This is a genomic window from Chitinimonas naiadis (genome assembly GCF_054780835.1).
Genome location: NZ_BAAGVO010000005.1, coordinates 431,772 through 454,547, shown reverse-complemented (window position 1 = coordinate 454,547; position 22,776 = coordinate 431,772). Strand labels below are relative to the sequence as shown.

At 54.8% G+C, this 22,776-nt stretch carries 18 protein-coding genes and 1 pseudogene; 15 read left to right on the top strand and 4 right to left on the bottom strand.

Features of this window, described 5'->3' with window-relative positions; all coding sequences use genetic code 11:
- Positions 1 to 7 precede the first annotated feature (7 nt).
- The 13 genes and pseudogenes from ACYVHK_RS18005 to ACYVHK_RS17945 all read left to right on the top strand — a co-directional run bounded on the left by ACYVHK_RS18005 (position 8) and on the right by ACYVHK_RS17945 (position 15,351).
- Complete coding sequence (locus ACYVHK_RS18005; protein ID WP_460534913.1) at positions 8 to 709, top strand: multiubiquitin domain-containing protein; 702 nt, start codon at positions 8 to 10, stop codon at positions 707 to 709.
- Positions 706 to 2,112, top strand: coding sequence for a ThiF family adenylyltransferase (locus ACYVHK_RS18000; protein ID WP_460534911.1), 1,407 nt, complete (start codon positions 706 to 708; stop codon positions 2,110 to 2,112). The genes ACYVHK_RS18005 and ACYVHK_RS18000 overlap by 4 nt, the downstream gene beginning before the upstream one ends.
- Positions 2,113 to 2,442, top strand: a complete 330-nt coding sequence (locus tag ACYVHK_RS17995; RefSeq protein ID WP_460534909.1) for a DUF6527 family protein — start codon at positions 2,113 to 2,115, stop codon at positions 2,440 to 2,442.
- Between the two features lie 767 nt (positions 2,443 to 3,209).
- Positions 3,210 to 3,599, top strand: coding sequence for a helix-turn-helix domain-containing protein (locus tag ACYVHK_RS17990; RefSeq protein ID WP_460534906.1), 390 nt, complete (start codon positions 3,210 to 3,212; stop codon positions 3,597 to 3,599).
- 213 nt (positions 3,600 to 3,812) lie between these two features.
- Entirely contained in the window at positions 3,813 to 4,538 is a 726-nt protein-coding gene (locus ACYVHK_RS17985) for a TnsA endonuclease N-terminal domain-containing protein (RefSeq protein ID WP_460534904.1), read from the top strand.
- Positions 4,501 to 6,462, top strand: coding sequence for a Mu transposase C-terminal domain-containing protein (locus ACYVHK_RS17980; protein ID WP_460534902.1), 1,962 nt, complete (start codon positions 4,501 to 4,503; stop codon positions 6,460 to 6,462). The genes ACYVHK_RS17985 and ACYVHK_RS17980 overlap by 38 nt, the downstream gene beginning before the upstream one ends.
- Complete coding sequence (locus tag ACYVHK_RS17975) at positions 6,459 to 7,436, top strand: P-loop NTPase family protein (protein WP_460534900.1); 978 nt, start codon at positions 6,459 to 6,461, stop codon at positions 7,434 to 7,436. Before ACYVHK_RS17980 ends, ACYVHK_RS17975 begins: the two co-directional genes overlap by 4 nt.
- Positions 7,433 to 8,614, top strand: coding sequence for a hypothetical protein (locus ACYVHK_RS17970; RefSeq protein ID WP_460534898.1), 1,182 nt, complete (start codon positions 7,433 to 7,435; stop codon positions 8,612 to 8,614). The genes ACYVHK_RS17975 and ACYVHK_RS17970 overlap by 4 nt, the downstream gene beginning before the upstream one ends.
- Positions 8,584 to 8,982 (top strand): annotated as a pseudogene (locus tag ACYVHK_RS17965) (TniQ family protein); the annotation flags it as partial. The gene ACYVHK_RS17970 and the pseudogene ACYVHK_RS17965, both read left to right, overlap by 31 nt.
- 168 nt (positions 8,983 to 9,150) lie before the next feature.
- Positions 9,151 to 10,398 (top strand): helix-turn-helix domain-containing protein, encoded by a 1,248-nt coding sequence (locus tag ACYVHK_RS17960; RefSeq protein ID WP_460535443.1) that lies wholly within the window; start codon positions 9,151 to 9,153, stop codon positions 10,396 to 10,398.
- 88 nt (positions 10,399 to 10,486) lie between these two features.
- Positions 10,487 to 10,696, top strand: a complete 210-nt coding sequence (locus ACYVHK_RS17955; protein ID WP_460534896.1) for a hypothetical protein — start codon at positions 10,487 to 10,489, stop codon at positions 10,694 to 10,696.
- 80 nt (positions 10,697 to 10,776) lie between these two features.
- Entirely contained in the window at positions 10,777 to 11,445 is a 669-nt protein-coding gene (locus tag ACYVHK_RS17950) for a DUF6710 family protein (RefSeq protein ID WP_460534894.1), read from the top strand.
- A gap of 282 nt (positions 11,446 to 11,727) precedes the next feature.
- Positions 11,728 to 15,351 carry a hypothetical protein gene (locus tag ACYVHK_RS17945; protein ID WP_460534892.1) on the top strand — a complete coding sequence of 1,208 codons (3,624 nt, stop codon included), beginning with the start codon at positions 11,728 to 11,730 and terminating at the stop codon, positions 15,349 to 15,351.
- Here ACYVHK_RS17945 and ACYVHK_RS17940 read toward each other — a convergent pair.
- The gene (locus ACYVHK_RS17940) at positions 15,348 to 16,172 is read right to left on the bottom strand and encodes a hypothetical protein (protein ID WP_460535441.1); all 825 of its coding nucleotides are present in this window, start codon (positions 16,170 to 16,172) and stop codon (positions 15,348 to 15,350) included. The genes ACYVHK_RS17945 and ACYVHK_RS17940 overlap by 4 nt on opposite strands.
- Between ACYVHK_RS17940 and ACYVHK_RS17935 the strand changes: the two genes are divergently transcribed.
- Complete coding sequence (locus ACYVHK_RS17935; protein WP_460535455.1) at positions 16,086 to 17,378, top strand: hypothetical protein; 1,293 nt, start codon at positions 16,086 to 16,088, stop codon at positions 17,376 to 17,378. The two genes, ACYVHK_RS17940 and ACYVHK_RS17935, sit on opposite strands and share 87 nt — an antisense overlap.
- Positions 17,379 to 17,468: 90 nt before the next feature.
- On the top strand, positions 17,469 to 18,434 hold the full coding sequence (locus ACYVHK_RS17930; RefSeq protein WP_460534890.1) for an AbiJ-NTD4 domain-containing protein: 966 nt from the start codon (positions 17,469 to 17,471) through the stop codon (positions 18,432 to 18,434).
- Positions 18,435 to 18,775: 341 nt separating this feature from the next.
- On the opposite strand, the gene ACYVHK_RS17925 is transcribed toward ACYVHK_RS17930, so the two are convergent.
- The 3 genes from ACYVHK_RS17925 to ACYVHK_RS17915 are packed head-to-tail and all read right to left on the bottom strand — an operon-like array spanning position 18,776 to position 22,118.
- On the bottom strand, positions 18,776 to 19,657 hold the full coding sequence (locus ACYVHK_RS17925; protein WP_460534888.1) for a plasmid partitioning protein RepB C-terminal domain-containing protein: 882 nt from the start codon (positions 19,655 to 19,657) through the stop codon (positions 18,776 to 18,778).
- Positions 19,654 to 20,556: a ParB/RepB/Spo0J family partition protein gene (locus ACYVHK_RS17920; RefSeq protein ID WP_460534885.1), complete on the bottom strand. Its 903-nt coding sequence runs from the start codon at positions 20,554 to 20,556 to the stop codon at positions 19,654 to 19,656. Before ACYVHK_RS17920 ends, ACYVHK_RS17925 begins: the two co-directional genes overlap by 4 nt.
- A complete protein-coding gene (locus ACYVHK_RS17915; protein ID WP_460534882.1) occupies positions 20,553 to 22,118 on the bottom strand; it encodes a recombinase family protein in 1,566 nt (521 codons plus the stop codon). Before ACYVHK_RS17915 ends, ACYVHK_RS17920 begins: the two co-directional genes overlap by 4 nt.
- Positions 22,119 to 22,776: the final 658 nt, after the last annotated feature.

Genomic DNA, 22,776 nt, shown 5'->3' with positions numbered 1-22,776 from the left:
CATAGATATGTATACCGATGACGAAGTTGTAGATCTGGAAACCCACGCAAAAGCCAAGAAGCCGGTTCCACCTGGAAAGAAGTACCAGATCAAGGTGGATAAGCAACAATACGTCGTTGACCGACCAGAAATGACGGGGCGTCAGATTCTGGAGCTCGCGGGCAAAATCCCCGCTGAGCAATACATCCTTCAAATGAAGGAAGGGTCAAGCGTAAGGAAGATCGAGCTTAGTGAGATCGTGAGCTTTCTGAAGCCCGGTATCGAGCGATTTATGACGATTCCGAACGAAGTTACTGAAGGCGAAGGTCCCCTGCCTCGTCGAGAATTCAGTCTTCTAGAAGAAGATGAGCTTTATCTAGACGCTCTCGGTCTTCCTTGGGATACCGCGATCGAGAGCGGGTTGCGGCGGGTTGTGATCCATAACTGGCCTATACCTGTCGGATACAACAACAGGTTCGTGAGCGTCAACGTGCAACTGCCTGCGGGCTATCCGGACACTCAAATCGACATGGCCTATTTTTACCCTCCGCTGATACGCGCGGATGGCCAGGTAATTGGCGCGCTGTCACCCGACCCATTTGATGGTAAAGAGTGGCAACGCTGGTCGCGCCATCGTACTGCTAGCAGTGCTTGGCGTATGGGAATTGACTGCTTGGAAACCCATATGGCGCTGGTAACTGACTGGCTGGCAGCGGAACTCAGCAAATGACCAAACGATTTTCACTGGCCATGGCTGGACTGCATCACGCACAAGCAATGAAGCACTTGTTCCCTGGTGATGGGAAAGAGGCGGTTGTTATTGCACTTTGCGGCAAAGCAACTAGCGATCGAGGCACCACTTTCCTGGTTCAGTCGATCATTCCTGTTCCTTATGATGCATGTCGGATCAGGGAGCCGCACCGAGTAACATGGTCTCCAGAGTCAGTAGTGTTTGCGCTTACGGAGGCGATGAATCGAAGGCTTAGTATAGTAAAGATACATAGTCACCCCGGGGGGTACGAGTCGTTTTCTCACACTGATGATTTGTCGGACACCGAATTTTTCTCTTCGGTGTTTGGCTGGCTTGACTCAGAAGAGCCACAAGCTAGTGTAGTTATGCTTCCAAATGGTGAAATGTTTGGTAGAACAATCTGGCCAGAGAGATTAGGTGCTCCGCTGGATGAAATCCGCATTGCGGGCGATGATATTCAGATTTGGCGCCCTAATGCCAAGCCTGAAGTAACGCCGACCTATGCATATAGGATTGCTCAAACCTTTGGAGAAAAGACTTATAATCTTCTTCGATCGTTACGCGTCGGTGTTGTAGGCTGCTCTGGTACTGGTAGCGTCGTAATTGAACAACTTGCTCGAAACTGTGTAGGAGAGCTAGTTCTAGTAGATCCTGATCACGTTGAGGACAAAAATCTGAATCGTATCCTTAATAGTACTAAGGAAGACGCACTACAGAGTCAAAGCAAAGTTGAAGTTATGCGGCGTGCTGTTGTCGCAATGGATTTGGGTACTCGGGTCATTGCAATCCAATCCGATTTAGCGAAGTTGGACGCAATTCGGAAACTATCAACTTGCGATATAGTAATCGGCTGTATGGACTCTATCGACGGCCGGCATGTGTTAAACAAACTAGCTAGTTATTACCTCATCCCTTTTATTGATGTTGGGGTGCGCATTGACGCGGATGGTAGCGGAGGGATTGATCAAGTTTGTGCTGCAGTACATTACATTCAGCCCGCTGCTTCCAGTTTATTAAGCCGACGTGTATATACTCAGGCAGACTTAGAAGCTGCATTCCTTAAGCGAGATAGTCCCTCGCTGTATGCAGAACGACTTAAGGAAGGGTATGTCAGAAATGCACGGGTCGATCAACCTGCAGTCATATCAATTAACATGTTTGCTGCTGCTCTCGCAGTAAATGAATTGCTTGCTAGACTACATCCTTTTCGAGTTGATCCTAATCGCGATTACGCATGCCGGCGTGTTGTTCTCAGTGATCCACCCGCTAGTGGCGATAGTGCTGAAGGAGAGTCATGTGCCATCTTTTCTAAGTGGACTGGTTTGGGAGATGTGAGTCCCCTACTTGGTATCTTTGGCTTAACCGCCGAAGCGGAGAGCTAGATGTTTCGTCTTATACGTTGGCTTCAGCTATTTTTTGGGATCACACCCAAGTACATTGTTCGTACTTGCGCTGAATTACCAGAGGTACCTGAAAACTACATCGTGTATTTAGAGGGTGAAGCCGCGTGCTATTGGCTAGCGGCGATGGTTTGCCCGTGTGGATGCGGCGCATTGATTCAGCTCTCTTTGGCCAAATCAGGGCATCCGCGATGGACTGTGGAAGTGCGGAGTAACAAGACGGTATCCTTACATCCTTCAGTACATCGAACAACTGGATGTCGTAGTCATTTCTTTCTAAAAAACGGAAAAGTCATCTGGTGTTTAAATTGAGTTTTGGATCATTGGACTTTAGGAGCTAAATTGAGCAAAATAATCGACTTGGTATTTTTCATAATGAACGCATATTCCTCGCATCCCCGCGACCCCGTTCTGATAGTTCGTTACGGTGCCATACGTGGGGCAATTGCATTCGCGGGCCCTGCGTTGTTCCTTGCTATTCTTGCAGCGATCACTAAGCCACAGGTTAATGTAAATCTATTACAAATACCGGCTCTAGTAATTGTTGGGTATATATCCACAGCTTTTAGTCTGGCTGCTGGTTTTTTGCTGTTAATCAGCGTTGCGTTTTTGCTGCGTATTATTTATAGCTATATAAATCCGGCAGCATTTGACTACCACTAAGATGGCGCAAGACAGTTGGCAACTGTTCACCTGCAATGGTGTATTTTTTCTACTCAAATAGATAGTGACAGAATTTTACAGTGATGAGTCTAATTCTGTTGCTATTTCACAACAGTTAACGTCAATAAAGATATTTTTCCTATTGATCAATTTGATCAAGTTGCACGTGCAACTTATCAGTATTGATCATTGGAAAAGCCATATCTGATTCTTCTTATATTTTGGAAGCCCTGCATTTATGCGGGGCTTGCTTCATTCCCTTCAAACACTCTTTTCTTCGACATACAGCTCATACCTACACAGAGTGGTTTACGTTGACTTGCATCTGTTACTTGTTCAGGTAAAGAATTCTATCGAGCCCAAGCGAACTACTCGGCCAGATTTCACGCTATCGATCACGTTGCAGGTTCAACACTATGTCTCCCTTCTCCGATCACCTGTTTCAGCTCCGTCGCAGTCGAGGTCTGCGCCAAAAGGACTTGGCCGACCTGCTGGGCATAGGCACCTCTTATCTTTGCGCACTGGAGACTGGGCGTAAGGAACCACCTTCCGAGCAGCAGCTCGCACGTATGGCCAATGCAATGGCTTTGGATCAGGACGAATTCGGGGCATTCGTGGAGGTGGCGAACTTGTCGCGGCGGAGCCTTGAGATCCCGGTAGAGGCGAGTATCGATGAGTACCAGGTTGCCCATGCTCTGATTCGCAAGATGGGTGCGCTGACCCGTGAGCAGGTCGGTGCCATCAATTTGATACTCAAGATTGACGCAAAACGGCCGCTGGCCCAGCCATACAAGGAGGCAGCCTGATCACCGAGGAGAACAATATGTAGAAAAACAAACGGGACAAACCTGGAAGGCCTGCCCCGTTCGCGCAGTAGCCGGAGCCACTGACTGGTCGCGCTTTCAGTATCGCTCCTTCCCCTGCCGAACGGCAAGCCCTTCCTTTCCCTGCAATTTCCGTGACTTAACGATGCCTGCGTATTTCGCTTTGCCCGGCGAAGCGTGGGCAGGGAGAGCTATATGCCGAAGATTCATTTCTGGCAGGGGTTGTGGCGCGGTTCTGCACCTGATGGCGGTGCTGCGAACCGTGCTCGTGAGGTCGTGAGATATACCGGCGGTATCGTCCGAGGCAAGTTTCCCAGTCGCAAGTGTCGCCGCATGGTGCATTACGAAGGCTTGCTCGAATTGGACGCGATTTACCTGTTCGAGATCTCGCCGCTGATTGCCTCCTACAGAGAGCAACCCATCACCATCCGTTATCTAGACGATGGCCGGCAGCGGCGGTATACGCCGGATTTCGAAGTGACTCTGGTCGACGCTCGGTCGGTGATGGTGGAGATCAAGCCACAACGTAGCCTGGACCGGCCCGAAGTCGCAGCCAAACTAGAAGCAGTCACACGCTATTTCGACCAGATGGGTACGTCGTTTGCGGTACTGGACGATCGCATCTTGCGGTTACAGCCAAGGCTCAATTCGCTAAAGGCGGTCTGGCACGGCCTGCCTCAGCATGTGCCTACCGAAGCCTTCTACCGTAACGCCTTGTGCCAAGTGATGGGGGAACAGCCTGTTACGCATGCTGAACTGCAAGAGCGTTTGATTCACATTGACGCTGATGTGTCGGGCGCGCTGGCCTATGGGCTGCTCCGCTTCGACCTGTCGCAGCCATTCCAATTGGACACCCTGCTGTCGCGTACCGAGGAGAAAGACGATGATTGGTTTCGCATTGCGTCGCGACATGGCTTTTGAATGGAACGGCGGCAAATTTCGTATCCAGCAGCTGAATGAACATGGGCAAGCCTTGTTACTCCGCGAAGTCGACGGCGCGCTCCAGCTTGTAGAGTCGAAGCAGCTGTTGTCGGCCTTTTCTGCTGGCGAATTGCGTCGTTGTGAGTTGCAGATAGACGGGCACAAGATCGATACGAAGCTCTTTGGTCGGCCGCTGTCGGACCTGAAGCCATATGTACAGCACGAGGTCCGACGCAGGTTGCACTACCTGCAGTATTTGGGTCAGCACGGTACGCCGTGTTTCATGCCGTCCTATCTAAAGCTGCAGATCGCCGAAGCAGCGGTGGAAATCGGCGATACATCACCGCCCTGCCCGACCAGCATCTATCGCTGGTGGCGCCGCCTGACCGCATCGGGCGATCCTCGTAGCTTGATTCCTCGATTCGACCGCAGGGGGCGCAGAGGTTTCAGGCAGTCCGAAGACGTTTTGGTGTGGTTTAAGGAGGCCGTCGAAGAGGCTTTTCTTCTGAGTCCTGGGGCGGATGGTGGCGATGTCTATACGCGCTGGTGCGCGAAGATCAAGCACGCCAATCACCTGCGTACACAGTTCGACCAGATTCGGTTGCCCAGTCGACGGACCTGCTATCGCTTTTTGTCCAAGGTGGAGATGTATGACCGCATCTGCCTGAAGGACGGGCAAAACATGGCTAGCAGAAAGCTAGGCATCGTTATGGCAAGGGCTGCTACTGCCAACATCCTGGAACGCGTTGAAGCCGACCATACGCCGCTTGATCTGTTCGTGATCGACGATAAAACCCTGTTGCCACTTGGCCGTCCGATTCTGACTGTTTACCTGGATACCTATAGTCGGATGCCTCTCGGCTATCACCTCAACTTCAGTGGCACCTCGGCAGATGCGGTGCTTTCTGGTCTTCGGCACGCGATTTTGCCCAAAGAGCCCGCAGCGCCCGTAATTCCAGGATTGTTGGTCGAACATACCTGGCCCTGCTACGGGGTGATGGACTGTCTGGTGCTCGATAACGGGCTGGAGTTCCATGGAAACGATCTAGATGCCGTCGCTTTGGATCTCGGGCTTGGGCTGTTTTTCTGTCCAAAACGTACGCCTTGGTTCAAGGGGTCGGTTGAGCGTTATCTCGGAACGCTGAATTACTGTTTTGCACATCACCTGCCAGGTACCAGCTTTGCGCGAATGGCAGATCGCAAAGACTATGACCCACAGAAGCACGCGGCATTGACCCTGGCCGAACTCGTTCATGTCCTGGAGAAGTGGATACTCGATGTCTACGCCCAGAGCTTCCACCGGGGATTGGGCACCACACCCTGGGCTAAATGGCAGGAGGGTCTATCTCGCCGTGTCCTCACATTGCCACCGGACCGTCAGCTTCTACAGCGCCGCATCGGAAAGACTGTTGAGCGGTCATTGCGCAAACCAGGGATTGAGCTCCATGGACTACGTTACAACGGACCTGCCCTTCAGCCTGTCCTCAACCGCTACGGAGAAGGTGTGGAGGTCCGGGTGGTTTTTGATGCAGCCGATCTTGGCTCCATTCAAGTCTGGGCGCCGGATGCATCAGACCCGGTTGAGGTCGCGGCCCTGGATGTTAGCTACGCCAAAGGGCTGACGCTGCAGCAGCATAAACTCATCCGTAGGTTGGCTCTGGAGGATGGCCGCGCTGCGGTTGATGAGGACGCTTTGCACGAGGCCAAGATGCAGTTGGCGGACTGCGTGGCAACGCTGATGGCAAGCCGAAAGCAGCGGGACCGCCGTAGGGCAGCCGCGATCCATGGCAAGACTAGTACGAACCCAAAGCGCGAGCTGCTACCAGAAAAGGCGCTACAGGCAGCATCTGTTGCTCGCGTCCCCAAACCAAGCGGTCGGCCGATACCAACAGCCTCCCCCCGGCTAAAGGAGGCACTACCATGAGTATGCCGGATCATATTGATCGACTTCGCGCCTTTCGTGGGGTCGCCGGATCACCTTTGTCCTTTCCATCCCTACAAACCGCAATCCAGCGGATTGAGTCGGCGTTGGAGGCCTACCTGGCGGTTGGTTTGGTACAGAACTTAGTAATCATCGGGGAGACCGGCGTAGGGAAAAGTACCCTCGCCGCAGCGCTAATCCGGGCACACCCCCCGCAGCGCATGCCGGAGTGTGATATCCGACCGATAGCCTACGCGTCGGTGCCACCGTCAGGCACCATCGGTGCGATCGCATCGGCCATCCTAGAAGGGCTTGGTGACCCCTTCCCCTTCAATGGCACGACGACTGCCAAAGCTCACCGCATCAAGATTTTGGCTCGTGGATGTAAGGTCCAGACACTGCTACTGGACGAAGCACAACACCTATACGACCGTGGGAAGCACCAGTCTAAATTCCTTGCCGGCGATTGGGTAAAGGCGCTCGCGGATTCCTTGGGAATCCCCGTCGTGCTGTTTGGCCTGCCCCGGTTAGCTGAGCTACTGCGGGTCAACGATCAACTGCGACGCCGTTTCACCGAGGTGTTGCAAGTGGGTCCGCCACCCGGTGAAGGGATCGACAGCTGGGAAGCCTGCTTCCGCCTGTTTATCGGATTTGCCGATGCCGTCAACGTCGAACTTGATTTGGTGGCCTGCGAGTGGGATGAATGGGCCGAGCGACTGTGGTACGCGACTTCGGGGCGAGTGGGTTATCTACATGAGCTGATGCTGGGCTTGCTGGTGTCCCACCAGGAGCCAGGGCGGCTGATGATTACGTTGGCCGATCTTGTTGGCCCCTTTCGTGATCGGATCTGGTCGACGGCGCCCGCACGTCTCAATCCTTTTGCTGCCGAGTTTGAATTCCGAAAGTTGGATCGCCTCGGCGAGCCATTTGGGCCAGAAATTGGCATGGCTCGCAGCCTTCAGAAGGAGGCGGCATGAAACTGTGTCGACTCCCAATACGCCCGGCATGGCGCCAAGGTGAGAGTTTTGCAGGGTACGTGTTGCGATTGCATGCGGTGAACGCGCTGCCGGTGATTGGAAGCGTAGTTAGCGCGCTGAAGGCGATCTATGCAGCGACTGACGCTGCCGCAGTGACGATGCAGGTAGGACAATTGCTGGGAGCTATAGGTGTCGAAGGCTACCAATCTGCATTGACTGGTTGGCTTGCTTTCCGGCGCGATAACAATCCAGGTCGGCTCATTAGCCTTCGCTATAGGTTGGACTGGCATTGTCCCGCTTGTATCGTCGACTTCGGGATTAGACCGGCGATTTGGGATCTACATGGGTTTGATCGTTGTTTCTTGCACGCTCATTGGCTGAATTCCACATGGTGGGCTGGAAGGAGCGTCGATCGACCGATGTTGGAGGAGCGGCTGCTGGTAAAGACGCGTATGGCCGAAGCCCTAGCCGAGACCGCGACAACATGGCTGCCGGAACGCTTCCCTGTGGAACGCCGTCTAGCCGTAGATGTGTCGGGTGGGCCCGCGGATCTCTATGTTCAAATCGCTGCATTGGCCTTCCTCAATCAAGAAATCCACCATCGTCGTTGGCGCATAGGACCTCTCGCCTCGACGACTGCCGCCATTACGGTGGCTGAGCGATATTACGGGGAGGTGATCGATTGGCTGTATTTAGGGCCGAGGCCGCTAGCAGTAGCACTCTGTCAAAACTTCGGCTCCAAGGTCTCTTCTCGATGGGGTTGGTCCCCGCACTTGGTGCGTCTGCACCAGGTGGCGGGGTGGCTTCAACAAAATGCGACGCTGGCCCCTGCCCACGAGCTGCTTGGACAGCTTCGTCGGATTGCGGCAGATCAATGCCTGCAGGAGGATCGTTTCGTGGCGGGCCATGGTCATGCCGCTCTACCAGAACCAGATCGCCTGGCTGTTTTGGCCCCACCCGGTTGTTTCCGACAACACGATGACATCGTGGGATATCTACAGTTGTTCGCCCGGTTGCATGGCATTCCTGCGCTTGGCTACGGTCAGTCTGGGATCGTCATTCGTCGACAGGACCTTCCCGGGCTAGCTGACGTCCTTGATGATCCAGCGAGGCCGAAGACGGAGATCTTTACCGTGGATCGTCCGCTATGGACTCTGGATCAACCGACATGCCAGTGATTCTGCGAGTTAATTCGCCATCGGGTTCCCTACCTGTCCGTCTGACTGCTAGCCCTCGCGAAGCCCTAGCTGGCTACGTTGCCAGGGTCATGCTTGCCAATGGCTATGCACCTCCGTTGCCATGGGCAAGTTGGTTCCCTAGGGGGTGTGCAATTGCAGATTCGATGGGGCTACTCGGACTAGAAGCATCGGTGGTTACTGCTTTGGTGGGTCTTCTACCTATTCACCAGAGGAGCCTATCCCCGAACAGTCTTGTGCCGGCAAACCTGAACCGACAGCAGCTGCGCTGGTGCCCAATTTGTCTTGTTGAAGATGGTATTAGCCGGGCAGTTTGGGGGCTAAAGCTAATGGCAGTCTGTCCGATCCACCAGGTGATGCTGGTGGATCGGTGTCCCGCATGTGGGAAGGCCATCAGTTTCACGTGGATCGGCGTAAATCTTTGCCCTTGTGGTGGTCGGCTGGCAGATGCCCACGTATGCAGGGGGGACAGCTCGGCCATTTGGCTTGGGAAGCATTTGGAGCGGGTGCTTCACGGTTTGCGTGATGAATCCCCGGGGCCATTTTCTTTACTGGGTCTGGCCGATTGGTTGCGGCTGATCAGGTTTCTGGGGCCGTTCGCGGACAAAACAAGGCCAGAGCGGCCCGGGCAGCTCGCCGATGCCCACGACATGCAAGTGGCAGGGCCGATTTTCACCGGCAGTGCTGAGATCCTGGCCGACTGGCCGCGCGGGTTCGAGGCACTTCTTGTCGAGATCTTGCATGAGCGACCTAACGAGGCCAGCTTGCAAAGAGGCTTTGGGCGCCTATATCGGGTGCTCTACCAGGACCTTGTGGGAGAGCAGTTCAATTTCTTGCGACAGGTATTCGAAGCCTTCTTAAGTGACCATTGGTGGGGATTGCTTGGCCGCAGAAATCGCCGCTTGAGTACGCAAATCAGATCCCGAGGTGTATCCCGTAAGGAAGTCTGCCAGGTGACGGGAGCCACTCCCCGCCAGCTCGATTGGCTGATTGAGCAAGGCGTGGTCTCAACACGGCGCTTTGAGTATGAAAGTGGGCGCCGCATGGTCAGTATCGCGATGGATGACGCGAGAAAAGTGGCTGAAAGCGTCGGCAGCTGGATGGATCTGCAATCAGCCGCGAAGCGTATGGGTTTGGCCAAGTGTCGTGTCCGCGAGCTACTCGAGGCTGGGTTGCTAGGGGCTAGCCGGCCGACTGATAAGGGTTCCTGGCTGATCGATAAACGGGGACTGGAGGAAATGACGGAAATCTGCAGCCGGCATATCGGTGGAGAGGCAAAGGAGACAGTTTCGTTCGCCGTTCTGCTCAAGCATCGACGGTTCCCTCGAAGTGCCTTTGTACCTTTGATCCTTGCGTTGAGGACTGGCCAAATGCAGGTACCTAAGCAAGCTAAACCCGAAAGGCTAGTCGAGCTGCAATTGGATGCTTGCTCGGTACGGGATTGGTTGGTTCATTGGTGTGGCGATAGCTACTCAATTGACGAGGCCGCCAGACAGTTGGGAATCAAGCAGCAGGTTGCTTATCAACTGGTTCGGTCTGGCCTGCTCGTTGCCTCTAGCGACCGGCGGGGGCTGCGTATAAGCATTGAAGCGTTGCGAGACTTCCAAGCGCGCTATGTTGGCCTGGCGGAATTGTCGAGACTACGTGGGCACTCCCCCAAGATGATGCTTGCTGAGCTCCACGCTCAGCCCGTTTGCGGGCCAAGGATAGACGGATCGCGGCAATATTTCTTCCTACGTAAAGAAGTAGTTTGGATGGGATGTTGACCGCTTCTCACGATGGTCTTCTGCGCGACAACGAGAATTACGACCATTTCGATGCATGCTTTCTATTAACCCTTTGAGGAGCAAGAGCATGGTTTCACAGGAAACGCTTTTTAGCCTGTCTCTGGTATGCGCGGAAATTCTGTTGGAAGGAAACAGGCAGCGTGCTGTTGTCGAGCTTGATCCGAAGCGTTGGATGCCGGGGTCAGTCGGGGATGGCAGAATGCTGGTCATCATCGCAAGCGGAAATGAAATCGCCAAGGTTCAAGCTGCTTTGTCTCAGCTTGATAAGCTCCATTGAATAGACATGGAATGGTAGCGTGTAGGCGTAGTCAAATGCCGGCATTTCGTTCGCATATTCATGGTGAGGAGTTATGACCCTTGTTTGATTTCCGACGCCTTTTACCTGCGCGCCCGTCTCAGCAAAGGGCTGACCAGTTTCAACACATCATGGAAATAGCAACTGGCATCGGACGGAAAAATCCATCGGCTTTGCGGGATTTGGTTCGAGCCTTACTTAGGCCACTCCAGTCCGAACATCTAATTGCTGTAGCGGAGCGCGAGCAGCATGCTGCGCCGAGAGAGATATGCGGGGACTGGTTCTTCTTCAATCTAAACCCCGTATTGGATGTCTACGACTGCAGGTTGCGGCCAACCCCATTTTACGAAGTATCGCTGGTAGGAGATGTAGTCTTGCCTACACCGTGGAATCGGGATCGTTACGAATTGGCACTAGCAACGATCGGGTCAGCCAAAGGTCAGGGGGTTTGGCGACAAGATCTGAACCATACCATTTCGGTGTGGTTGCCGTGGGGTATTGCATTCGTTACAGGTGGAAATCACTCCATTACTGCGGGAATTCTGGCTGGTGAGGGGGTGATAGTTGCAAATGAGGTATATGACCTTGCGCGGATCTTCGATTTGGTAGCTTGTGATGGATATGAATATAAGGACGTTCGCTCTGGTCAAGTTGTTGGGCTGGTCAACGATTACCGCCGTGCCGCAGTTTTTGAGATTGGGCGTTTGATGCTTCGCGATAGCTACTCTTGAGTGAGATAGCTGTTTTGCTGATGGTAAGAACAAGTACCACCGCAGTGTTTCGCAGGGAGAAATGATTTGTCATCAAGGGCAGGATCTCACGCTGGGAGAGGGTTTCGGTATCAAGATGCTGTGGCGGTGTACCTTGCTGTGCAAGGGTTTGTTGGACAATCAGGGTTCGGTGCGGTCATCCCAGAAGGGGGCGACGATCTCGAATTGAGAACGGGTAATTCACGAACTCTCGCACAGATCAAATCTCGTCGTGACCACCTTGGCCCATTCACGGCCCGTGCAGTGTCTGCTTTCATCACGAAGATGTGGGAAGCAAAGGGTGCGGTACCTGATGACGAATTCCTACTGGTGCTTGAAAGTAATGTTGATGAACGTCGCAGCGCGGCTGAGCAGCTTCAGGACCTGTTTGCTTACCCTGGTGTCGTTCGGGAACTGAAAGGCCGGAAGTCGTTCGCGTCGATGGTTGCGAGAACCAAAATTCTCGTGTTGCCGGATCCAAGATCCAATGCGATTCACCTCATCTCAACTCGGCAAGGCTGCACACCCTTTGAGGCTGAAATCTATTTTTCTGACCTCATGGGTCTTGTGGGACGCATCTCTGACGACAATGGGATGCGAGGGCCTGGAGGCTTTCGAAGCATCGCCGTATCCGATCTCCAGCAGCGCTTTGACGCGCTAGAGCCCTTGCTGACTTCAGCAGTCCTCGAAGAGGCGCTAACGTTAGGTTATTGTGATGCGGTCGACTTTCTCACGCCGGATGAAGATCCGCTTTTCTATCTTGGCGTCGATGCGCAAGCTTCACACGTCGCTGCAGGGCTTGTAGTCGAACGACCAGAGTTGCGTTCGGCGGTACTAGCTGGCTTAGAGGGGCGCCGTAACGTGCTCATTCATGGTGCTTCAGGGGCTGGTAAGTCAGCTGTCCTCTGGGAAGCTGCCTTCGCAAGCCGTCATGTAGTCCGTTGGTTTCAAATTCGCCAGCTACCACAAGCCGCAGTGCAACCGATGCTGCAGCTTGCCCGCTCTAGACGTGCTACATCCGACGCTCCGATAGGTTTCATCATTGATGATGTGGGACGCGGATTCTTGGATGGCTGGGCCGCGCTGGCTGCGGAGGTGGACCGGAATCCCGGGTTGCTGCTGCTAGCGTCTGTGCGAGAGGAAGACCGATATCCACTAGTGGATAGCCGCCGTGCGGCCCAGATCAAGGTCCTTGGTGACGACACACTGGCTGAGCGGGTGTGGCGGGAGTTAAGGGAACGAGGCCAGACCTCCTGGCAGGGTTGGCGAGAGCCTTGGGGGCTAGCGGCGGGTCATCTGCTTGAGTACACACACGTGCTCACACAGGGCCGTCGATTGAGCGAGACGCTGCACGCTCAGGTAGCGGTTCGAATGAATGATCCTGCTCGACACGATGAATTGGACGTCTTGAGGGTCGTTGCCTGTGTGAATGCTACTGGTTGCAGTGCAGAGATCGCACAGTTGCCCCAGATTTTGAGCAAGTCCCCATCGGCTGTTTCATATGCGCTCACCAGGCTGAAGAATGAGCACCTGGTGCAAGATGCGAGCGATGGACGAATTGTCGGGCTACATGAGCTGAGGTCAACAGAATTGCTCAGGCTGTCTCATGAGTTCCCACCTCCTTTGATATCTGCAACTGCAGCGTCGGCGGTATGGCTTGTTCCGGAGCGCGAATTGGCTCGGTTTCTAGAGCGCACACTTTCTAAGCATGATGGGTGCGACGAGGCTGTACTTGAAGCGCTTGCGCGTCGCATCGAAGCAGCGCCGACCCCATTATTATTTAGTTCGATTCTGACCGGCTTGGACCGGACGAACGCCCACCGGGTCATCCGCTTGTGGCAGGAGACCCCTGAGGCCAAGGCTGTGCCGAAGGCGTTGCAGGGGACGCCTGCTGGGATTGCGATAGGAAACATCGAGCCTCCTAACTTCGGACTAGTGGCACCAGCAAGTAACCGCTTCACGGAGATTCGATCGGAGATCTTCGCGGGTGGTTTAACTGCCCGCTTCCTGGAGCGCTTGGCCCCGGGCGATCTACGAAGGGTACTGGATGCTGCTGTCGAGGTTAGAGATTTGACCGCCTGTCTTGCGTCACTATTGGGTCAGATCATTCCATCGCAGCATTTATCGGAATTCATTCGGTTGGCGCCACCGCTTCTTGCGGCCGATTTTGAAGATGTGGTTTCTCTCCTTGAGGTGGCTGCGCAGGTCGACCGACTCTTGGCGATAGGTTGGGTCAACGCCGTTGGGCAAGCAACCATGTTCCAACGTTTCTCGGAGCATGCTTCTTGGGCTGACGGGCCAAGCCTAACGGCTTGCGAGGAGGGACAAGAAGTCCGATCCAATGTTTGGTTTGTAGCTACATCGGTCCAACATAACATCAACAAAGAAGTGGTACGTACATGCGAAGTGCTGCTTGCTCTGACACCAATCGCTGACGTGGTCTCGAGCGTCGCTCTGGGCTCTGACGGCATTGTTGTGAAGTCCTTGGCGGGGGACCATCACCTTGAAGGCAAGCGTATGCCCAGGGCAAATGTACCTGCTCGTGCGCAGGTAGCCCGCAATCGTGACTGGCTGGCGATACTCAACGCGCAACTTGCTATCGAGAGCTACACGGCCTACCTGGCAGAGTGCCTTGCCTTGATTCAGATCGTTAGCCGGAATCTTAAGCTTCTTTTAGATGGCCTTTTCAGAGGCAAGGCAGATCAAGCCTCCATACAAGCTCTAGGGCAGGTCTATGAACGCAGCCATATGTTGGTTGCTCCGCAGGAGCAACAACCCACAGGCGAGCAAAAGAAGTGGTCAAGGCTGCAATCTATTCTATCTAGCAGTTCTTCCGATCTCGTCCATAGGTTCTACGAGCTTCCAGAACATGCTCCCATCTACTTAGGCTGGCTTGACGACCTTCTGAAGAACATCTCGATTGCTCGGACAGAGGAGTCTTGGGAAGTACTGTCGCTTGATCCACCGAAGGAACTGGACGAGCTCCATCGCATCGTTCAGGCTTTCCAAGTGATGGCTGGCGAGGCAAACAGAAGAGGCCAATCACCTTTCTTCACGCATCTCAGAAAGACTTCTTCGAAGGGTGGCGCGTTTGAAAAGGCTGCGCAGGCTGCACTGGACTATCGCGAGGCAGAGCTCAATGCGTTGGAATCGAGACTGATGACTGCGCTTAGCACCATCGATGAAGGCATAGGTGTCTATCTGCTGCCCAATGCCACGATACCTGCTGTATGGCCACCAGCAGACGTGCTGGTCACTGTCCCAGTTAGGACAGATGAAACGTCAATTGTTCTGGCAGAGAGTTGGCCTGCTTGGCGCGCGGCTGTGGAGGCAGGTCGCAAGATTTGCATCTTGCCCGTCATGAATGGGTTCGGCCTGACAAACCTCGCCTCATCCGGCTTCGATACGCTTTTTCCCGTGCTTCCACAGGAGCAGGCACAATTGTGGTGCTCCATTGCGGGGTTAGATATTGCGCCACTAACGTCCGTAAATGTCTTCACTCGCCTCACGAGCGCTTTGGCTGAACTCCAGGGTATCGACGCTTACTGGGCCAGTAAGGCGGGAAGGACTTCCGGAGAAGTACGAACATATGAAGCGCTATCAGATACGCTAGACCAGGCAAGAACAGACTGGAGCTTGTTAGAGCTGCCCAATGACGTTATTGAGGCCGGTTTGGCTTTTATAGAGGCTGGTCTAAGGGGGGAATTTCCTCTTGCAGATGCCAGCATGAAGCTGCTGCAAGGTGAGCGAACTTCAACGATTGAACTTCTGGAGAGCTTTTTGGTAAGCCTCACCATGCTCGACTGTCTCTTAGCTACCTCTTTAGCGGACGACCCTTTTGCTGAGGTGGCGGTGATATCCACCTCTCCGTTAGGTCCAGTTCACTAAGTATGCGAACGAACGGTCGAGAAGATGTTACCTAACCCGTCGAGCAATGACTCCTTTGCTCGCATGGGGACCTTCCAATAGCGATCACCGGTCGCGCAGCCACCAAGGCGTCTGATCAAGGCATTCATCGCTGAAAACGTTTCGCTACAAACGAAGTTCGTCTGATGAATGCGGATGTAGTGATTGAATCCATCCACATAGACGCACGCGCGATTGAAGCGGTATGTCCGAGACCATTCGGCTTGCGAGAACTTACTTTGGGGCTGTTCCATCACATCGCTTGCGGCCTCTGCGGCAGCAAGCCTCGCCCTTAATGCCGCTTCGGCTTGGCGTTGCATGTCGGCCCACGCTGGGTGATGCACCCATTGCTTGAGCTCCACGCTGTCAATGACCGCAGTGTAGAGGCTGTCCCAATCACTCGCGGTGACGTTGCTCAGGTCGATTTCTACGGTGGGTACGTCGTGTTGCTTCAGCTTTCCATGCTTCTGCTCATCGACGAAGTGAGTCACTGCGACTTCTATGAAGTAACTTGCGGTTGGGTTAGTACCAACAACATCCGGCCTTATATCCCCGAGATTTACCTCCAGCGAGACTTCGTCGAATATCAGAAGCTCGGACGGTTTCACTACGGATTCCTGAAGTAGCTCGCCGGATGCCGAAGTGGCGGTGGCCTGAGCGACTAAGGCCGGGACGCGAAGTTTGCCGACACGTTGTATCAGATGTTGGGCTGCGAGGTGCAGCGCAGTCATGGGGCCGCCAGCGCACTCTGCACCGGTGGTGTGCGCGAAGTGCCACGCTTTGATATTCCCCTGCTTGGCGATGACGTCATTCCCACACTCAGGACATACGCAATCGCAGGCCAACCCCCGTGGTACCTCATCGACCGAAACCATCCGACCCTGGTTGTTACGTGCAAAGTACTGCAGCAAACTGAGCGCTTCCATTTCTACTTCCCCCTAAAAATGAACGTCGAAGAATTACGGAGCGCAGCTTCGGGCCAGAGCGGGCCTGGCAAACAGGAGGAAAACCGGTTGGAAACCGGTATGAGACGTCGGGAAGTACTTGAATTTGTTGATGGGCTTAGCCGGGAGTGGGGTAGCAAGAGCCGTTCACTTTCGGTTCGCCTCCTGCGCGCCTTGATTCGCTTATCCCTGGCTGAACCTGAGAAGGAGGGCTTTACCTCCATCGAGGTTGCCGAGGAAATGGACCGGGAGAAAAAAACCACCTGGCTTGCGGGCGGCGTTGACCCAGACAAATTGAGGGGCAACGTGCGTGAGCAGTTCAAGGCTTTGCAGCTCACCTTCGATGAGAAGTCGGCGGGCATCGCCCAGCGTTTGGCGCACGACAACTTTGGCTACACCATTCGCCTGCACAAGGTAGAAAGCCGAGGTGGTTCGGGTAATCAGAGCCTCTATGGGCTTGCGTTGGTGGAGATTGGCCCTGAAGACCAGGTGCCAGTATGGGATCCGTCGGAAACTGAAGTTGCTTCACTGCCTGTCGTTACTTACACGACCGACGATGTGGTTACGAAGGACCGTCTCACCAAGCTCCTTGCTCGCGGTATCCAAATGCGTGGGATCTACCGTTTTGTGTTTTTGACGGTATGTCTCGTGCTCCTTGTTGCTGTCGCTATTCTCGGCACGGTGCTTGTCATACAGCTAGCTTGGCCGGGGCTTCAAGCCGATACCCGAAGTCTTCTACTGCAGGTCGCTATCGCTATAACGGTTGCGATGACCCTGCATGATATTTTTTCGTTGCCGACCAAGCGTGTCGCCATGGCTCCGTTTTGGTTACAGGGCGAAAATTGGGATTGCGTTTTGCAATGGAGCCGGCATGTTGGTCAGCCCGCCACCATCCAAGTTGTCCGGTATGGGGCAACCTGCCCGGTTTGTGGGGGAGAGGTTCGCATCCGATCGGGTGAGTTCCGCTTCTATGGTCGCTTGGTCGGTACGTGCGTTGAATCGCCTAGAGAGCACATCTACAGCTTTGACCACATAATGCGGCGAGGAAGGTTACTCGTGCGCTGACGCTACTAATGCATGCGAAGCGAGCCGGCTTCGCTGGCCGGCGTATGCATGTATTTCACGGCTTGTCCAAATCCACTCCATTGAAAATAAATGATCACCGACGTTCTCTTTAAGCGCTACCCAGAGCGGTGGATCCATCAGGATCGCGTCCCGCAGAACCTGGCTCTGCTCATCAGGCAGGCGACACTTGTCCTGCACGATGATGTCGCAGCCAAGCTTCCCAACCGCGCGATGCTATTTGAGATACCCGAACGCCGGCTGGCGCGAGAACTAGGGATGATGGCTCTTGGGCGGGCTCCAACAGCCGAGCAGAACTGCATTGCGTTCCTCGGTCAACCGTACGACTTGTGGAACGACGCACATGGAGACTCTGACTCCTTCGTTAAACTGCGCCTCAGCCTAATCGAGCTGCTGTTCCGAGAAGCTGAGGCAATCTTGAGAAGCTTGTCCCCAAAGCAGGATGTGGCAAATTGGTGGAGTCTCGTTCGAGCTAGGGTATCGCCGCCGCGCACGGCGATAGAGAATGCACTTGCCGCCACGATACAAGCCGTAGAGGAGCTCAACTCTAGGTTTCAACAAGCTGGAGTCCCGTTCGAGTATCACGCTGGAATCATTCAACGTATCGACGATCTGCGAACCAATGCGGAGATTGAACAACCGTTCTGGGCGCTAGTGTCTGACCCAAAATTCTCGAATGTCGAGGCAGACATTAAAGAAGCCATAGACCGGAGAGACTCGGGTAAATCGGACGCAGCCTTCTTCGCCATGAAGGCACTTGAGAGCGCAATACGTATACTCTCAGATGAACTTGGTCGCACCAGATCGAGTGAGCGAGGTGCAGCGGATTTTATAGACAACCTGGTCGCAGCAAAGCCCGATCGATTCGTGGACGTTTGGGAGGCGGAGGCTCTGAAATCACTCTTTCGTGAGCTACGAAACCCGCTTGGACATGGGGCGGGCTCCGCTACTCCGCTGGCGTTGTCACCCCATCAATCCACATGGGCCATCGAAGCATCAATGTCCTGGATCAAGAGCCTTGTCCGGCGCAAGCCCTAGTGCTGAGATGCCTAACATCTCCATCAAAAGGGCCTGCCTGTGGCAGGCCGCTTATGTCAGGCGTTAGCATCCGCTTTTCGAAACTACTGATGAAGTCTTTTGGATTGGTTGCAGACGTCCAGGCTTAGAGTGCCAAATGTCCGCTTATGCCGAGTACCGGTCATTTGGAGTTGACCGTTTCTACCTGAACTACGACGTAGCCTCGCTCTGCTATTGTGGCTGCTTACGGAACTGGTGCGGTCACCACCAGTATGGGATGCCGAAAATGGTCAACGCTCGCCGGCATCCGCAGTCAAGGCCACTGATCGCACGTTCATGTGCACAATCCGTTTCTTCCAGCCCTATTGTTCTAGGGACGCAATCTCCAAGATTGATTCAAACTCTTGCACAAGCTCGGGCTGTAAGCGTCGGATGTAGGCCGATACTGCGGCGTTCTCCAGCAGCCTGGCCAAGTAACCTCGGGCTAGGACCAGGTTGAGAACGTCTTGTCCGTAGGTTTGCTCAACGACCTTGTACTGCTCCTGCAGATTGGTCATTTCTCGTTCCATTCGTGCCATTTGTTCTGGTGTGACACCGGTTAGCCTGGCGGGCTTTTTCCCTTTGACGAGGCGCTGGGCCGGCGTGGCTACTAGCAACGCCTCGGCATACGAGACTGATAGATTGTTTGCGGCAATCATTAGCTCGATACATTCGACCTGTCGGGTCGGCTTCATCTTTCTAATCGCTCGTACCACTTCCGGCGAAAACCGCTGATCTTTGAGCAGCTCGATGGCTTCCGGGCAAAGTCCATCGAGTAGGTTCATCCGTTTAACGATCTGACTGACATCTACGGAGAGCACCTTGGCCAGGCGCTCGGGGGACACGCCTCGCTCTACTGCCCGGCGAATCATGTAGTGCTCTTGGATAGTGGCGAGGCGGTTGATCCGGTTGTTGTAGGTGTAGGCCTCGTCGTCAGTCGCGATCAAGCAGGGTGCCTGCTCATATTTCAGCTCTCGAAGCACTATCAGGCGGATGTGGCCATCCAGCAGCATGTGTTGGCCGGATGTTTGTTCCACTGCGGTGACGGATAGAGGCTCAATCAGCCCAACTTCTTCGATCGAAGAGCGGATCTGTCGGTATTTTCGGGTGTTGCAGACCCCCGTAGGCGTTCGGCGGGACGGGAGGATGCAATCAACGGGCACAGACAATGTCTCGGGTATGAAGCCGAGGACCACGCTGTTCACGAGGTGCTCCCGTTTGGCCAGACTCGCTCAGAGATGTATTTGGGTAGGGTTGCCAGAGACTCTGCACGCAGCAGGTTGACGAAGTTTTCGTCAGAAAACAGCTCTCGCAGCGCGCCCACAATGAACATCAGTCGCTGCTGGGTAAACTCCGCCTTTCGAACCATCGACTTCTGCCGCTCTACCTCGCTTTCGTAGGTTCGCACGAGGCTGGACGTCGTTACATCGGCCTTCTTGCCGGACATGTTCCGCGAGGCCGATTTGCCGAGGGTCTGGCGGCGCTCGATGATTTTTCGTGCGGCCATTAGCTGCTTGCCTCGAAGCTTCCCTGACTCGTATGCCTCTTGCAGCGCAGCCTGTATCGCTCCGTCGTCGTCGCCGGCTCCGGTAATTGCCAGCGCGGCGTTCAAGGGGATCTTGCCTCTCTCGACCGCGATCAAGAGACGTTCTTCGCCATGCTGCAGCAGTGCCAGTATCCCGTGCACGTACCCAGGAGCCAGACCTGTTTTTTCCGCAATGGCCTTGGGTGTGTAGCCCTGTTCAAGCAGCTGCTGTATGCCGGCAAGCAATTCCAGGGGCCGACATTGGCGCCGGGCAATGTTCTCTGTGAGGCTCATGATGAAGGCGTCTTCGTCACTGACATTGACGACGATCGCGGGGATCATGGTCTCACCAAGTGATCGCAGGGCTTTGAGCCGGCCTTCTCCACACACAAGCAAGAACTTCTCAGTCCCACCAGGTGCTGCCCGTGGTGTAACAGTTATGGGCTTCTTGAGCCCGATGGCTTTGATGTTCCCAACGATTTCATCGAAGATCTTGCCGTTGCGCTCCCGAGGGTTGGCAACCTCGACATGGTCGATCGGGATCATGCGGATCTGGCCGTGGCTATTGCGCTCCATCATGCAGCCCGCCTCAGCTTAGCCCGCTCCGCCATGTGGTACAGATAGTCCAGCGTCTCAAAGCGATAACTCTCGAATTCGATCGGATTTCTGTCTGCGAGCCGGATGCGCGACTGCCCGAAGTCCAGTCTAGGCAGCAGGTAGTAATCCAGTGCAGCTTCATTCAGCTGATTCAGCCGGACAGCCACGGTGATGTCGGGCAGCAAGCTGGTGTCAAAGCGTACCTTCCAGTGGTTCCGGCCGTTGAGGTGGTTCTGGCAGCGCGACAGCACGATGGATACGGTGAACTCGTTGTTGACGTTCAGGATGTCGGTTGCCGGATCTCGTTGGACCGTTCCGCCGAGGTTGGCAATCGTGTTCTCGGTTGCAGTGATGATCTGGGGGTGCAGCTGGCGTAGGAAGCGATTGATCTCGACGTACTGGTAATCGCGATCTGGCGTGAAGCCCACGGTTTGATAGGCCCGGATGAGGCTGCCGAAGCGATACGCATAGACGGCGGATGAGGGCATGCCTTCGGTTTCATCGATGATGACGCCGGACAGGAAACCACGAGTACGGAACAGGCCGCGGAGCCGTTCAACCAACTCTTCACTACTGTAGCGCCGGGCCCTTGCTCGCATGATGCCTTGCGCCATGTAGAACACATCCGGCGGTACGATCGGTTGGAACGCACCATCCTTGCGTATCCACATGTCCGGGGTGTTCTCGACCCGGATCTTCTTGAGCTTGAACGAGATGCGGTTGTAGACGTTGTTGCCGATGTATTTTTCGTTGGTGAGTACCTCTCTAACGGTGGAGCGCGTCCAGTCTCGATCAAGGCATGTACGTACACCCATGCTGTTTAGTCTTGCGGCGATGTCGTGCTCGTTGAGCGAGTCTTCGATGAACCAACGGTAGATCTCGTTGACGATGTGAACTTCACTGTCCGGGCCGGGCATTAGGATGACCCGATCAGTTTGCAGGCTCTTGTGCTCGCCTCTGCGCAGCTCCGCCTTCATGAGCCCGTGGTCATCAACCAGCACCCGGCGCAGGCCATAGCCAGCTGGGCCGCCCTGGCGAAATCCCAGCTCAATCAGCCGGCACTGACCTGCGAAAACCTTGGTCGAGAGTTCGCGGCTGTATTCGCCGGCCATGGCGCGTTTGACGCCTTTGACGATCGTGGATACCGGGGAGCCATCGTTTTCGAATTGCTCGGCGCAGTAGGCCACCTCGATGCCTGCGCGCCGGCAGATGTACTCGTAGTAGGCGCTTTCGTCGGCATCCTGGAATCTGCCCCAGCGACTGACGTCATAGACGAGGATGACCTTGAAATCGGCATGGCCACTCTGAACGTCACGTATCAGGCGCTGCAGCGCCTCTCTGCCGTCGATGCGCAAGCCACTCTTGCCGGCGTCGGCATAGGTACGAACGATCTCGAGGTTGCGGTGCTCCGCGTACTCCCGGATTTTGTCTCGTTGATTCTCGGTGGAGTACTGCTGGTGCTCGGTGGACATGCGCACATATTCAACAGCCCGGACCTTCTCCGTTGTGTCCTGCGCATTTTCGCCCCACTGGTCGATCGACATGGTGTCCTCCCTGCCGTTGCCTGACCCTCCCCAGCTTTGCCGCGTGGCTGGGGTGCTCGCAGGCCGAACACTAGCAGTCTGAGGCGAGGTGTATATCTCGTCCTATCTTTGCAATCACGGCCGTATCCTCGCGGGTGCGAGGTATCTCAAGGATGTGGACGATCCACTCGTCCATCTTTGCAATTTCATCCCCTCCCTGCCGCTGTAGGACGTAAACCCCGGCAGGGAAAGGCATCTGGGCCGCGAACGCGTCCATCTTTGCAATCCTCGATCGGCGCCAATTTCTAAGGCGCTGGAGCGCTCGGTTCTGGGCGGTGTAGGCAGGTTTGGCCTGGCGGTAGTGGCGCCAGTAGTCGGGGTTGCGGGATAGCCAGCTAGCTTGGACCCGTGACTGATTTTCTCGATAGTCGGGGTCAGACCGAAGTTTCTCGCGTTGCCACAGCCGCTTGCGCTCGCGCTGGCACGCCGGTGCAGCGCAGAATTTTTGGTTCGGGACCTTCTTGCAAGGCACGAACCGCTGGCCGCAAGCGGCACAACATCGGGTTGGGGTCATGGTGCGCTCCGCAAGCACCTTTCTTCCTCGGAAGTATGGGGCGAAGTACGGCGGCGAGATAGTGAAAAACCTTGCTAGAACAGATACTTGCGAGAGGCGTTTAAA